The following is a 14,046-nucleotide window of genomic DNA, read 5'->3' as shown; positions in this document are numbered from 1 at the left end:
GAGTGGATCAAAAGGTTGTAGGACAACTTTAAAAGACTTATGTGTATACCGTAGCCTAGAAAGAAAGAGATTTAGAGAGAGGTTTTCCAGAACCCGTGAAAAGTCAGCAGTAAATGGATATTAAACCCCTTAATTTCAGATAATTGTTTATTAATGTGACCTTTGATAATGGGAATTAAAAATCAGTTTCACATAACGGTATGCTGTAAAGTACCATTCTCATAACAATTAATCTATCCCATGAAAAACACTTCTGCAAAGGAAAAGAATGCAGGCATTTTACGATTTGGCAAGCTTAATTTTAGAGTCACGAATAAACAGATTTTATTTAGCACCCTTATTCTATGTCTTGGTTTGCTCGGATTGGCTGGCTTCTGGTTTAAATCCAGATATAAATTTGATAATAAGATGAGTGTAAATCTGCAAGAATTATCTAATGTCGATTATCCAGTCAATCCCGCACCCTTGGGTAAAAATTTTCAAAGATATTCTCAGCGAAAATTAACAATTATTAAGAGAGATGATACACATTTCGATTTTGTGATTGAGCCAACAGACAACAAAACGGCGCAAATCATTATAAAAAATGTTGATTTAGAGCTATTAGTCCCTAAAGCACCAGAATGGGTTAAAAAAGATCAAGGTTTAGAAATAATCGCTTTTACCGACCGGGAGTGGAACAGACAACAGGTTAGTTTTCCTGCTAACTCACCAAATATAGAAATTAGCGGCGGAGACGGTTTTGAAAAGCAAAATCTGGTAGAAGTCGCTTTGGCTAATAATTGTTTAAATGCAGGATTTTGGGAAATTTTACTTTTCACTAAAGAGGATGGTAATAAATCCCTTTATTATCAAAGTTGGTTTACCTTCCCGATGGGACATTACAAAAATATTTTTGAAAAAATTAATAATATTTCTTATTGGAAGCATTGGTGGAAATTAGAACACTGGCAAGATCCAAGTAGCACAATAGTCAAGAGTAATCTTCTGAGAAAGGTAATCGATCAAAAAGAAGTTGCTACTCAATTCCCTCTTGATGAAAAGATAATTGTGTCGGGAGAGCAGAGTAGAAAAGTTAGAACTACACTAGCGAAAAATATTACAACATGGAGAGACTTTTACGACACTAAAAATGAAATTAAATTTGCCAGTTTTCGACCACCAGGATTTTACGATCAAAATAAGCCTTGGGGAAATCAATACTGGAGAATAGGCAAATTTGACAAAACTATTTTAAGGAACATTAAACCGATTGGCATTGAACAAAATTTACAAGAAATTGAGTTAGTATTCACAGATATTAAGACTAGTGAACAAAATAGATTACTCATCAGTGGCATTAATCTTAAAAAGCTTCCTCAATTGCCTATAGAAGAGTATCCTAAAGGTTTATATATGCCTATGGGAATTGGCATACCTCCTTTTTATCAAAGCTACGATGAATTAACGAAAAATCATCCAGATGTCAGCCCATACTTCAGTTTTTTACTAGATTCGCAGGAGCGATGGATAGATCATCACCATTTAGCTGTTGATGGTTCAGTGATGCACCTTGATAAAGATAACCCAAATCTTTTGCATCTTTACTTGCTATCCTACGAAAGGAATACTTTAATAGCTCATTTTTTGATCGATTTAAAATAGATATATCCTTTCTCTTATTCGTCTAGTAAGATAGGGAAAATCTTGACAGATAGAATTGAAGTAACTGGTTGACTTTAATATTTAGTCAATCGGTACTTGCTTAAGCAAAGCTATCCACATATCAGATGGATCGGAATAATAATCAACTTCTTCTACTTGATATTGATAAGATTCACAACCTTCTCGTAAAATAATGCGATCGCAGGGTTTAACGCCTTTCCCTACTCCAGTCAGATATCCGATCATTCCTTGGTTGAGGCGCTCAAATACGTAGTCACTTCCCCAGGATAGTTGGCTATAATCGTGTATTTTATTTTTATTCTTTAATTCAATTCCTGGAAAGCTCACTAAAGCTAACTTGCTTAAAAAACTAAAACTTAAGTTCATACCTGTCCTGATCAAAGACATAAATGAGTTCTCCCAAAGAAGAAATCTATAACGAAGAGTTTTGGACTCTAGGTGAATCTCAATCATTTTTAAATCACCAATCCAGAATCGAACAGGTGGACACTCTAGTTAGGAATCAACCGCATTGATAAGCTAACGCGCCTACATACTGCAATATTTTCCGTGTAGACCGTCATTAGTCATTAGTCACTTGTGTTTACCAAGGACAAAGGAAAATTAACAAAGGACAACCTCACCAGTTGATGTGCAACTTAAATGCGTAACAGCTTAGCTAGTAAAGGAATTTATCACCCAATGTCCAATTAAGTGCCTGTACCCTATAGCTAGCAAAACTAAATTACAAGCAATTCGTCGAAAAAAGACTCACAAAATAATTTTAAAATAAGATCAATAATTTAAAATTAATTTTTCTTAATTCTTAATTATTAGTCTTTAATTTTATTTAAGATATCTTTTTATCAACAATCATTTAAATTTACATTACCATCAATCGCAGATTCAACTGTAAAATCACCGAATTGTTACATAAAGCTTGTCAAATATAAGATTTTTTGCTGGACTAGATCATCTAAAATGATAAAGATTTTATGTCTTGAGAATGCAATCTATGTATATTTTTTAATATAGATAGCTTCTAGTCCCTACTTGTAGTTTTTAGAGCGACATCTATCTGCTTCAGTAGTCTTTCGAGGGTAGAAGAGTTATCTAAAACTATATCTGCACGAGCCACTTTTTCTTCGATAGATAACTGGCTGTTGATCCTGGCTTGCGCCTGTTCTCTATTTAAATGGTTTCGTTGTATCAATCTTTCTAGTTGTTGCTCTTGAGAACAACACACTACCCAAATTTCTGTAACCAAATCAGTCATTCCCGCTTCAAATAATAGAGGCACTACTAACACCAGTGTTTGTAAGGAAGATTGGTCAATTGCTTTGAGGAAGCGATCGCGCACATCAGGATGAATCAAATTGTCTATCCAGTTGCGTTCATCTTGACAATTAAAGATAATTTCGCCTAGCTTTTGGCGGTTGAGGCTGCCATCTGGCAATAAAATTTGTTCGCCGTAACGCCCGGCGATCGCACCAAGAATAGGCGAACCTAAAGATACTGCCTCTCTTGCATAAATATCTGCATCCAGAATCGGCAGGTTATAAGCGCTAGCTAAATAATTGGTGACAGTGGTTTTGCCTGTGGCAATACCTCCGGTTAAGCCGATTATACGTTTTGTCATTTGTCATTTGTCATTTGTCATTTGTCATTTAAGATTAAGAATTAATGGCCCATGTTACCAATGCTTGGGTTAAACCATCTAAAGTATATTCTTGGGCTTCTACATCTACACGTCCGAATAAAGCATGACAAGTTTTAGAGGTTTGAGGGCCGATAGAGGCAATACAAACGCTCTCTAAGAGTTGACTAACATTAGAGTTTTGGGACAATATCTTGTCAGTAAGCTGATAGAAAAATTGCACAGTTTTAGAACTGGCAAAAGTAATTACATTTACCTTACGGTTTTGGATAGCTAACTCTGCCGCAGGTGGAATATCACTAGGACAACAAGATTGATATGCAGCAACTTCAATTACTTTTGCTCCCTTGAGAGTTAATTCCTTAACCAAAACTTCTCTTCCGCCGCTTTCAACTCTGGGAAATAAAACTTTTTTACCATTCAGTTCCTCTGGAAAATTTTCTATTAAAGAATCGGCAACAAAGTTGGGGGGAATAAAATCTGCTTGGAGAGAGTATTGTTTGAGACTATTGGCTGTTTTCTCGCCAACGACGGCAATTTTTACACCTGCTAAAGCACGGGTATCTTTACCTTGGGCAATTAACCTTTCAAAAAAGTAATCTATGCCATTGCTAGAAGTGAGAATTAACCAGTCGAACTGAGATAAATGAGCGATCGCATCATCCAAAGCTTCCCAACTTGAGGGTGGGCCGATTTCTAAGGTAGGCATTTCGATGACTGTTGCACCTAATGTGATGAGGCGATCGCTAAATGTACTCGACTGCCCAACTGAACGTGTCACCAAGATTGTTTTACCTGTGAGGGGTTGGGAAGAAGCGGAGAGGTTGTTTAACATTGGAGTTTGGGCTGTAGTCGAATCCTGACAATCTATTTTCTCAGGTTGTAAGTACTTATGTAGCCCAACAACTTCGCCAACAACAATTACCGCCGGGGAAAGTGATAATCCGGTGGTTTGTTCCAAAATATTGCCCAGTTGCGCTGTCCAAATTTTTTGACGAGGAGTTCCTGCCCAACGGATGATTGCAATGGGTGTTAAGTGCGATCGCCCGTGTTGCACCAATTGGTGTACAATCTCTGACAGATGTTGCCCTCCCATCAAAATTACCAGTGTCTCTAAGCGTGAGAGTGCCTCCCAGTCTAAAACCTCTGGTTCATGAGCTGTAAGCACTGCAAAACAACGACTCAACACCGGATCTGTAAGGGGAATTCCTGCAAACAAGGGTGCTGCAAGGGCAGAAGAAATTCCTGGTATCAGTTCAAAATCACAACCAGATGCTTTCAATGCTTCAATTTCAGAAGTGCAACGCCCAAAAATCAACGGATCGCCTGATTTGAGCCTTACAACTTGTTTTCCTTGCTGGCAATGTTTTACTAGTAACTTGTTAATCTCAGTTTGGGTTGTACTAGGTTTACCACCGCGTTTCCCAACATCCAACTTCAAGCAATCAGGTGGTACACACTGCAATAATTGAGCATCTACCAGGGCATCGTAGACTAAAACCTGAGCATTAGCTAAGAGATTGTAAGCTTTTACCGTCAGGTATGCCACATCTCCAGGCCCAGCACCTACGAGGTAGACTTTGCCCTTTTCTTTAATCTTAGTCATTTGTCATTTGTCATTTGTCATTTGTCATTTGTTATTTGTCATTTGTTATTACTTCCCAATGCCCCATTCCCCATTCCCAATTCCCTAAATTCAATTCGTTCGGATATTAATTTTTTGGATTAGCTGATCGACTTGCTCAACCATTTCCTTGTTTTCTTCAGCTTGGAATAACTCTCTAGCTTTTTTGAGATTAACAATCGCTTCTTCTAGCTGTTGTTCTCTTCCTAAAGTGATGCCCAAATTATAGTAAGTGAATGCATCGTTGGGTACGAGGCTAATGGCTTTTTTGTAATGTGCGATCGCTTCTTGGGGTTTACCTTGATCGTCCATCGCATTTGCCAAACCTGTGTAAGCTTGTGCGTGTTTCGGATCGATGCGAATCGCTTCGGTATAGTCGGCGATTGCTTCAGTTAGCTTGCCTTGAGCGTAAAAAGCGCTTGCTAAATTATAGTGAGCGTCTGCATAGTTGGGTTCAAGGCTGAGGGCTTGTTTATATTGGGCGATCGCTTCTTCTAGTTTGCCTTGAGCGTAGAGAGTATTTCCCAAGGCATTATAACCTGCGGGATTTTTTGGAGAGAGGCGAATGGCTGTTGTATATTCGGCGATCGCTTCAGCTGACTTTCCTTGAGCATACAAAGCATTGCCTAAGTAATAGTGAGCGTCTGCATAGTTGGGATCAAAGCTAATGGATTTTTTGTACTGAGTCACTGCTTCTGCTAGCTCACCTTGATCGTACAGAGCATTTCCCAGACGCGTGTAAGTTGGGGCATAACTGGGTTTGAGGCGAATAGCTGCTGTATATTCGGTGACTGCTTCGGTTAGCTTACCTTGAGTGTAGAGAGCATTTCCTAAGTTATAGTGAGCGTCTGCATAGTTGGGTTCAAGGCTGAGGGCTTTTTTGTATTGCGCGATCGCAGGTTCTAACTGATTTAGCCTTGCTAAAGTCAAACCCAAATTAAAGTAGGCCCCAGAGTCATGAGGATCGAGGCTGATGGCTTTTTTGTAATGTGCGATCGCTTCTTGGGGTTTGCCTTGATCGTCGAGAGTATTTGCCAAAGCAATATAAGCTTGTACAAAATTGGGTTCAAGTTCAATCGCTTTTCGAAAAGCCGCCTCTGCTCCTTTGAAATCTCCTCGTTTGTATAGATTGGTTCCTTGCTCAAAGTTAGCAACTGCGTTTTTGTTGCCAGGAAGTGCTGCTCTATTTGAGTCTGGAATTTTTGATAAAACAACGCCAACATCTTTACCAAAAGCAGTATTGCCATTACTCAAACACAAGCAGATAATAGCTGCTACCAGTACATTCTTATTTTTCAGCATTTTTATTACCTTACTTGCTTGGTTTATATATAAAATTGACTTGTATAGCTTTGGCGTACTTATAGCAGGAATTATAAGTTATTAGCCTAACTTGATACAAGTGGATTCTCATCCAATTGCCCATTTACATACAAAATATGAGGCTTTATTACGAGTAAAAAGTTGTTTACTAAGTAATTGTTTACACTTTTGTTTCGACAATTCGAGTAATGGCTGCAATTAATTCTTCTGGGTTAACAGGCTTGGATAAATGCATTTGAAACCCAGCTTTTAGCGCTTCTTGCTGGTCATCGTTTCTAGCAAAAGCAGTCAAGGCAATTGCTGGAATTTGTCCACCTTGTTCTGGTATCAAAGTTCTCACTTGATGTATTAACATATAGCCATCCATCTCAGGCATACCAATATCGCTAACCAACACATCTGGCTTTATCTCTGCTAGGGTTTGTAATGCTTCATAAGCGGAAGATACCGCAATCACAAAAGCCCCATCTTGCTCTAGTACAAAAGCAATAAAATCTCGTGAATCAGTATCATCATCTACAACTAAAATGCGGATGCCATTGAGCGCTAAGAAGTTAGAAGTTAATAATACAGCAGAGTTTTGTTTATCCGTTAGGCTTCGGCTTTCATCTGGCAGAAGCGGCAAACTAACAGTAAATATTGACCCTTTATCCTCACCTTCACTCTTCGCTTTGACAATACCGCCATGTATTTCGACGATATTACGCACAATTGCCAACCCCAATCCTAATCCACCAAAATTTCTCGTAGACGTGCTATCTGCTTGGCGGAAGTAATCAAAGACGAATGGCAAAAACTCAGGACTGATTCCCTTACCTGTATCGCTAACTATAATTTGAGCATAACCATCGGCTTGCTCTAATCGCACTTCTATTTTTCCTCCCTTGGGTGTAAATTTGAGAGCGTTAGAAAGGAGATTCCAGACGACCTGCTGCAAACGAGTCGAGTCGCCCATAACTTCTCCCACATCCGGTTCAAATACTGTACTTACCTGAATCAACTTTGTTTCTGCCGCTAAACGCATTGTTTCTAGTGCGGACAATATCGTAGACTCCAGGTTAATTTTCGTAATATCTAGCGTCAGTTTGCCTTGTAAAATTCTAGAGATATCCAGCAAGTCTTCGATGAGTTGAACTTGTAAAGTGGCATTCCGCTCAATTGTGGCTAGTGCGTGCGATGTCTTTGCTTGGTCTAACCTACGACTTTGCAATAATTTTGACCAACCGAGAATTGCGTTTAGTGGAGTGCGTAGTTCGTGAGATAGGACAGCTAGAAATTCATCTTTAATTCGATTGGCTGTTTCTGCTTTAGCTCGTGCTATTTGTTCTAATTCCAGCAAGTGCGCCCGTTCTTCAAGTATTTGTTTTTGTTCGTGGATATCTGTACATGTCCCAAACCACTTAACTACAATACCTTGCTCATCTTTAAGCGGTAAAGCTCGCGCTAGCTGCCAACGATAGGAACCATCAAAAGCTCGTTTAAAGCGATATTCATTGTTATATATGGTGCCATTTTTTACGGCATTAGACCATACTTTATCTGCATTTTGGATATCATCTGGATGCAATGCAGCTAACCAACCAGAACCCAAGGACTGCTCTAATGTTAGCCCAGTATATTCGCACCAATTTTGATTAAAAAAATCACATTCGCCGTTAGGCTTGGTTGTCCATACAAGTTGAGGAATTGCCTCAGCTAGATAACGATAACGCTCTTCACTTTGTCGGAGAACTTCTAAAATTCGTTGGCGTTCAAGGATTTCTTGTTGTAATTGCTCGTTGGCTTTGGTAATTTCATTGGTGCGAATAGCAACCATTTCTTCGAGATGATTCTGGTATTTTCGTAGTTCCTTTTCTACCCGTAAGCGTTCGGCTATTTGTGTTTGAAGTTCTTGATTTGCTTGTTCTATTTGAGCAGGGCTAGGAAGTGCTAATGCTTGCGGAACTAAAGACACAAGTTGTACTGCCGTAATTACAGATATCATGGCAGTTAATGCTTTGACAAACCCTGATACCCAATAAGTGGGATGCCAAAGTGTCCAAATCTCTATTAAATGAGTAGTCCCGCAAGCCACAATAAATCCACTAAATAGCAAAAATATCCAATCAAAGGGTAAATCTTGCCGTTTACGGACAAAGTAAAATAGGGTAGCTGGAATCGAGTAATAAGCTAGTGCAATGAACGCGTCAGATAATATATGTAACCAAACTAAATTAGTTTGCCATAGATAACAATGTCCATGTGGAATAAACGATCCTGATGTAAAAAAAATAGCCCACAATTCTGATATGATGTCTGGCATAAATACTGGATTATTTTTAATCTATAAAATCTACTACTAAATGCCTTTAATTAGCACAAGTTTTTTGCACGTCGTTTGAAATTTACTTTTATCTTGCGTGAAGATAGGAATAAGAGAATGAGTAAACGAACCGCATAGACGCGGAGCGGCTACTCTACGAGTTCTCCGAAGGAGTACCCGCAGGGTAGGACACATTCGCGTAGCGTCTCGTAGAGAAGAGTGCAAAGATAAGAGAGTTGCAAAGGGTTTTTGCATCAATCAAACTTACGAAAGTTGTGGACATAATTACAGTAAACACTGATAATTCCAAAATAAAACCATTCTCACCATAATAATGATGGGAATGGTAAAAAAATTAGGAGACGCAACAGGAAAAATGAATTTCTGCAATTCTCACTCAACTTAAGATTGACTTGACTTAATACTCATTTTATCTAACACTTGAGTGATTTTGTTAGCTTTTTCGGGTTGGCGTTGTTTTTGCAATAAATCTTTAGCTTGTAGCAGGTTAGTTTTAGCTTCTTCTTCTCGCTCTTGCTGCATAAGAATATTGGCCAGACGCAAGTAAGCATCGGGATTTTTTGGACTGCGGCGAATCACTTCCCGGAATAATTCTGTTGCTTCCTCTACTTGGCCTTGCTGGTTTAAAACATCTCCCAAAAACAAGCGCACTACATCATTAGTAGAGTTGAGGGAAATCACTTTGCGAAAGGCTGCTTCTGCACCTTGGTAATCTTTTGCTTGAGCAAGATTGATTCCTTTTTGAAACAAGTCTGAAGTAATCAAAGTTTTCCAAGCGAAATAGCCTAAGATCGACAAACTCAAAATAACTGCGATCGCAGCGATAATAGAACTGGTAGGAAAGGTTTCTAGCATTGTCTAAGCCAAAAAGCAGGCGATAGGAAAAATCAGATATTCCATAAAAAAGAGTTTCCAGATAAATTGGTAGAATTGAGCGATCGCACTTTTATCTTGTAAGTCTACCGCCAAACTCCGCCACCACATCCAAACTAACAGCCCGAAATGGGCAATTACCAGAAAGATGGGGTTAATTGAGGCCACGTGTAGCACCCCAACCAGAATCATCCCTAGATAACAGACTGTTATCACCCAAAGAGCTATATTAAACACAGCTTGGGGTCCTAGTTTAATCGTGAAAGTAGTAATATTGTAGAGGCGATCGCCTTCTATATCTGGGATATCTTTAAAGATTGCGATCGCCAAGGTAAACACCAAAATAAACAATGTCAGCACCCACACCACAGGCGGAATTGTTTGGCTTTGTTTAAGTGCCCAACTATAATGCAGATACAATCCTAAATTAACAATCGTGCCGCGTACCGAAAAAATACACAGCGCCGCCCAAAAGGGAAACTGTTTTAAACGAATTGGCGGTAAAGAGTAAGCAGTACCAATGGCCAAACTAATTGCTACCATACCAAATAAGAATGGCCCAGTTAGCCACGCCACAACTAGCGCCAAAATCCCAGTAGACGCGACAATTAATTGTCCCGTCTGTTGAGAAAACTCACCTGATGCCAACGGTAAATGAGGTTTATTAATCTTGTCAATATCAACATCTTCTAATTGATTCAACCCTACAATGTAAACATTGCCACATAGACAAGCTATCCATGCGCCGAAGAGAGGGAGTAGGGAATAGGGAGTAGGGAATAGGGAATTAGTAGGATTACTAATGGCAATAGCAATTAAATACAAACTCAACACACTCAGACTTGTACCAATAATCGTGTGAGGGCGAGAGAATTTCCAGAAAGCGTATAACCACTGGAAATATGATTGAACAGGTTTGCGTGGCAAAGGGCTGTTTTGAGAACTCTGGCTCATGAGTACCTTAGATTCAGATTCCGGCTTATTGTTAACTCTGACTTTTCACAAAATTTGGAAAACCTCACTTTCATTCCTCTCTCCTCCTCTTGAGAGAATTTGAATTTTCGCCATTCCCTACAAAAGTTGGGGCGTTAGGTTCCGCATTAACTTTTCCATATTGCATGAATTGTCAGATTGTTAACCATTGTCACAGAATTTGGTCATTAACAAGAGCTTTCGTAGGGGAGGTAGCGGTAGGCACATTTGGCCGTAACCCTACTCAAAAACCAGTTACACCTAGGAGACTAATAATTAACCTACCCTATGGAAGACTCTCAATCGCGAAAAATCTAACAATCGATTATAAAAATACCCCTTCTCGATTCTGTACTCTCTACTCTTCATAAGGTTACAATTTATCAAAAAAGCAAAGAAATAGTTAAATTATGACAGCTAATTTGACACCTGTAGCCAAATTTGACTTTGTTACCGTGCTATCACAGGCTGCGGCTGCATATCGACAACAGAAAAATATACGCCCTAATACTGAAATATTAGTAAATGCGTTGCTACAAGCAGAAAAATCTGCCAAGCAGGAACGCTTAACTTACCCCTTTGAGTCTCTTCTAGGTAAATGGCAACTTTGCTTTGCCACTGGCACTAAGAAAGCCAGAGAACATGGAGGAATTGTATTAGGCAAGGGTTTGTATGTACCTAAGTTTATAAAAATCCATGTTTCCTTTGATGCGACTTTAGAACAGGATTCAGATAGAGGCGAAATTTGTAATCAGGTTGAATTGGGGCAACTTTTATTGAAGCTCACGGGGCCAGTGAAATATACAGGTAAGAAAAATTTATTGGCGTTTGACTTTAACCAGATGCTTATCAGTCTGTTTGGTCGTGTTGTTTATAACAGACCAATTCGTTCTGGTAAAGTTCAAACAGAAGATTTCTACAACCAGCCCATAGCTCAATTACCCTTCTTTGCCTTTTTTTTAGTGACAGAAGATTTCATTGCAGCTCGCGGCCGTGGAGGAGGATTGGCATTTTGGATTCGAGAAACTTAAAAACACTTCATTTCACTTTTGCGCCAGCCATCAAACTGGACGACAACTAGACAAAATGCTGTGCATATTTACTACTTGTCCAATGACTGCGATCGCAGGCGCACCAAATCCAGTTTGCTCTACCTGTTCTACAATTGTCTCTAAGGTTCCAATCAATTCTTCTTGTTCTGGGCGCGTACCCCAGCGCACTAAAGCAATGAGCGTTTCTACATTCAACCCAGCTGCACTTAACTGTTCCACAATATAAGGGAGATTGTGAATTCCCATATAAATTACAATAGTTTCGGAACCGTGCGCGATCGCATTCCAATTCACTTTCGGTCTATACTTACCCGCCGCTTCATGACCAGTTACAAATGTCACTGATGAGCTATACAGCCGATGAGTCAATGGAATACCTGCATAAGCTGCGGCTGCAATACCCGATGTAATACCTGGAACAACTTCAGTTGATATCCCAGCGTTGACTAATTCTTCCATCTCTTCGCCACCGCGACCAAAGATAAACGGATCGCCACCCTTTAACCGCACTACAATTGCATGATCCTGCGCTTTCTCAATCAGTAATTGAGTTGTTTCTTCCTGGAACAGCGAATGTTTCCCCCGGCGCTTACCAGCGTTAATTTGTTCGGCTTGGGGATTAATCATTGCCAGAATTGCCGGACTCACTAAGGCATCATAGATAACTACATCTGCACATTCCAACAAACCTTTCGCCTTCAGGGTTATTAATCCTGGATCTCCTGGCCCCGCACCTACTAAATAAACCTTTCCCAAATACTCGTTCTCCTGTTTTTCTGTGCGGTTCATCTATCCGTTAAATCCCAAATAAGCTCGGCTAATTCTGCACTTGCTCCCAGTGGCTGCGCCAACTGGAAATTCACCGCAGAAAATTGTAATTTTAGCTCCTCTATGGAGGCCGCGATCGCATCAGTTATTCCACCTGCGAATAAAAAGTATGGCAAAATTGCAATTTCGCTATAACCAGCGGCTACTAACTCTTTCACCCGTGATTCTAAACTAGGAGGCCCAGCCCAATAAGCAGCAACTGCTGACAAACTCGCCGCCATTGCTTCCACAGTTTCTTTGGAACCTGGGCGACGGCTACCATGAGCTAACAGAATCCATGCTTCTGCTTTAATAGTAGATATTTGCTTGGCCAGTAATTTCTCTAAATTGGGGTGAGAGCCTAAATGTGGCTGCAACTCAATCATGATATCTTGACCAATAGCCTGTTGCGCTAGCGCTACTTCGGCGGGAATATCTGTCATCACATGTACTCCCGGCAACAGAAATAGCGGTACAATTTTGATGCTATTCTCGTTTTGAGATGGTTGGTGTAGCCCAAACCAGGCATCGCCAAAAGCGCTCTTGGCAAATTTTTGAATCTGCTCATGTAAAGGCTGAGGATTCATTTCTAAAGCAGCTATGCCAACCAAATGTTCACTACTTGATGGGTTGTAGTTGTTTGGTAATTTGTTGCATACCAGCTTTGCTAGTTGCTGCATAGCAACTTCTGGGCGCGGATCGCGACTTCCGTGAGATACTAGCAAATAGGCAGATGACATCGGCAAAGCTTGAACTCTCAGTGACTAATGTTCATATTTTACTTAATATTAAGCTGGTGGTAATAATTACTCTGGTGATTATTGAAACTATTATAAATTACTAAATACAAGTATTCTAAATCACTTTTATATTCTTCCACTTCTGATTGCGCTATTGTTCTTCGGCAGTGTATGTATAAAATTGATCAAAAGCTCCCACCGTTTCAAATTTGTATGAAGGTATCCAAGAATTTATTTTTAAATCTGTACGGTAAATGCTAAAAATCATAAAATTTTGTCTTTCTGTAGTCCTGGCAATAATTCCTTGGATTTGTGGGTTAGCTGAGTCAACCAACTTATCACAATTAAAATGGATTAAATTTTCTATAATATTCGTAGTTTTTTTGCATACATCGGTTTTTAAGTATTCTGTCAACCGTTGCACTGCATATTCTTCATATTCAACCTGACTGGGATTAGTCTTTGCCATTGTCACACCCAAGGCGGCGAGTCCTGCTGCTGCTCCAGTATATGCAATGATGGTTAGGGGTTTCATGTTTGCCAAGTAAAATACATTGTAATCGTTAGATTTCAGAGACTCTAAATCAGCTGAGTCCGTTCCTTGAACATAAACTCTTGATCGTTTGCCAAATTATTGCTATAATTCAAATTGTTGAATGGCGAGCGTAGCCAAGTGGTTAAGGCAGTGGTTTGTGGTACCACCATTCGCGGGTTCGAGTCCCGTCGTTCGCCCTATATAATTTCATAATGATCCATAAGTTCTTATAAAAGATGGGTTGCGGTTGTGATAATTCATAACCATTACTTTAGCAAGTAACTGTCACCTACAAGTTAATGAACTTGGAAGGATCGCAAATCTGCCATAATTCATAAGAATATATTATAAAGGTTTTGATGTATATAAGCAAATCTACTTGCTAAAATAAAATTAAGTGTGCAATGTTCACTTCTCTTTTACAAAATGTTGTTTTTTTGCAGAAGTACATATCTAAGCAACCTCGATAGTGCAGAAAGCTTGATAATCTTTTTTC

12 protein-coding genes and 1 tRNA gene are annotated in these 14,046 nt (G+C 39.5%); 3 read left to right on the top strand and 10 right to left on the bottom strand.

Annotated features, from left to right (window positions below):
- Positions 1-240 precede the first annotated feature (240 nt).
- Positions 241-1,644, top strand: a complete 1,404-nt coding sequence (locus FD724_RS07725; RefSeq protein ID WP_179072192.1) for a hypothetical protein — start codon at positions 241-243, stop codon at positions 1,642-1,644.
- An 81-nt stretch (positions 1,645-1,725) separates the two neighbouring features.
- On the opposite strand, the gene FD724_RS07720 is transcribed toward FD724_RS07725, so the two are convergent.
- The 7 genes from FD724_RS07720 to FD724_RS07690 all read right to left on the bottom strand — a co-directional run bounded on the left by FD724_RS07720 (position 1,726) and on the right by FD724_RS07690 (position 10,398).
- The gene (locus tag FD724_RS07720; protein ID WP_114085793.1) at positions 1,726-2,052 is read right to left on the bottom strand and encodes a hypothetical protein; all 327 of its coding nucleotides are present in this window, start codon (positions 2,050-2,052) and stop codon (positions 1,726-1,728) included.
- Between the two features lie 634 nt (positions 2,053-2,686).
- Positions 2,687-3,283 carry a dephospho-CoA kinase gene (gene coaE, locus FD724_RS07715; RefSeq protein WP_179072191.1) on the bottom strand — a complete coding sequence of 199 codons (597 nt, stop codon included), beginning with the start codon at positions 3,281-3,283 and terminating at the stop codon, positions 2,687-2,689.
- 34 nt (positions 3,284-3,317) lie between these two features.
- A complete protein-coding gene (gene cobA / locus FD724_RS07710; protein ID WP_179072190.1) occupies positions 3,318-4,907 on the bottom strand; it encodes a uroporphyrinogen-III C-methyltransferase in 1,590 nt (529 codons plus the stop codon).
- Between the two features lie 90 nt (positions 4,908-4,997).
- Positions 4,998-6,227, bottom strand: a complete 1,230-nt coding sequence (locus FD724_RS07705; RefSeq protein ID WP_179072189.1) for a tetratricopeptide repeat protein — start codon at positions 6,225-6,227, stop codon at positions 4,998-5,000.
- A gap of 181 nt (positions 6,228-6,408) precedes the next feature.
- Positions 6,409-8,550 carry a hybrid sensor histidine kinase/response regulator gene (locus FD724_RS07700; protein WP_256874480.1) on the bottom strand — a complete coding sequence of 714 codons (2,142 nt, stop codon included), beginning with the start codon at positions 8,548-8,550 and terminating at the stop codon, positions 6,409-6,411.
- A gap of 402 nt (positions 8,551-8,952) precedes the next feature.
- On the bottom strand, positions 8,953-9,426 hold the full coding sequence (locus FD724_RS07695; RefSeq protein WP_179072188.1) for a M48 family metallopeptidase: 474 nt from the start codon (positions 9,424-9,426) through the stop codon (positions 8,953-8,955).
- A 3-nt stretch (positions 9,427-9,429) separates the two neighbouring features.
- Complete coding sequence (locus tag FD724_RS07690; protein ID WP_179072187.1) at positions 9,430-10,398, bottom strand: homogentisate phytyltransferase; 969 nt, start codon at positions 10,396-10,398, stop codon at positions 9,430-9,432.
- A gap of 428 nt (positions 10,399-10,826) precedes the next feature.
- Here FD724_RS07690 and FD724_RS07685 point away from each other — a divergent pair, with 428 nt between their 5' ends.
- Positions 10,827-11,447 carry a hypothetical protein gene (locus tag FD724_RS07685; protein WP_179072186.1) on the top strand — a complete coding sequence of 207 codons (621 nt, stop codon included), beginning with the start codon at positions 10,827-10,829 and terminating at the stop codon, positions 11,445-11,447.
- Between the two features lie 30 nt (positions 11,448-11,477).
- Here FD724_RS07685 and cobA (FD724_RS07680) read toward each other — a convergent pair whose 3' ends face one another.
- From cobA (FD724_RS07680) to FD724_RS07670, 3 genes are all read right to left on the bottom strand, one after another.
- Positions 11,478-12,257: a uroporphyrinogen-III C-methyltransferase gene (gene cobA / locus FD724_RS07680; RefSeq protein ID WP_179072185.1), complete on the bottom strand. Its 780-nt coding sequence runs from the start codon at positions 12,255-12,257 to the stop codon at positions 11,478-11,480.
- A complete protein-coding gene (locus FD724_RS07675; RefSeq protein ID WP_179072184.1) occupies positions 12,254-13,015 on the bottom strand; it encodes a sirohydrochlorin chelatase in 762 nt (253 codons plus the stop codon). Before FD724_RS07675 ends, cobA (FD724_RS07680) begins: the two co-directional genes overlap by 4 nt.
- Before the next feature lie 151 nt (positions 13,016-13,166).
- Positions 13,167-13,550, bottom strand: a complete 384-nt coding sequence (locus tag FD724_RS07670; protein WP_114085803.1) for a DUF4359 domain-containing protein — start codon at positions 13,548-13,550, stop codon at positions 13,167-13,169.
- A 124-nt stretch (positions 13,551-13,674) separates the two neighbouring features.
- On the opposite strand from FD724_RS07670, the gene FD724_RS07665 reads away from it, so the two are divergent.
- A tRNA-His gene (locus FD724_RS07665) sits at positions 13,675-13,747 on the top strand.
- The last annotated feature ends 299 nt before the right edge of the window (positions 13,748-14,046 follow it).

The sequence above is a fragment of the Nostoc sp. C057 genome, from assembly GCF_013393925.1.
GTDB lineage: Bacteria > Cyanobacteriota > Cyanobacteriia > Cyanobacteriales > Nostocaceae > Nostoc > Nostoc muscorum_A.
This window is presented reverse-complemented; position numbering and strand designations above follow the sequence as displayed.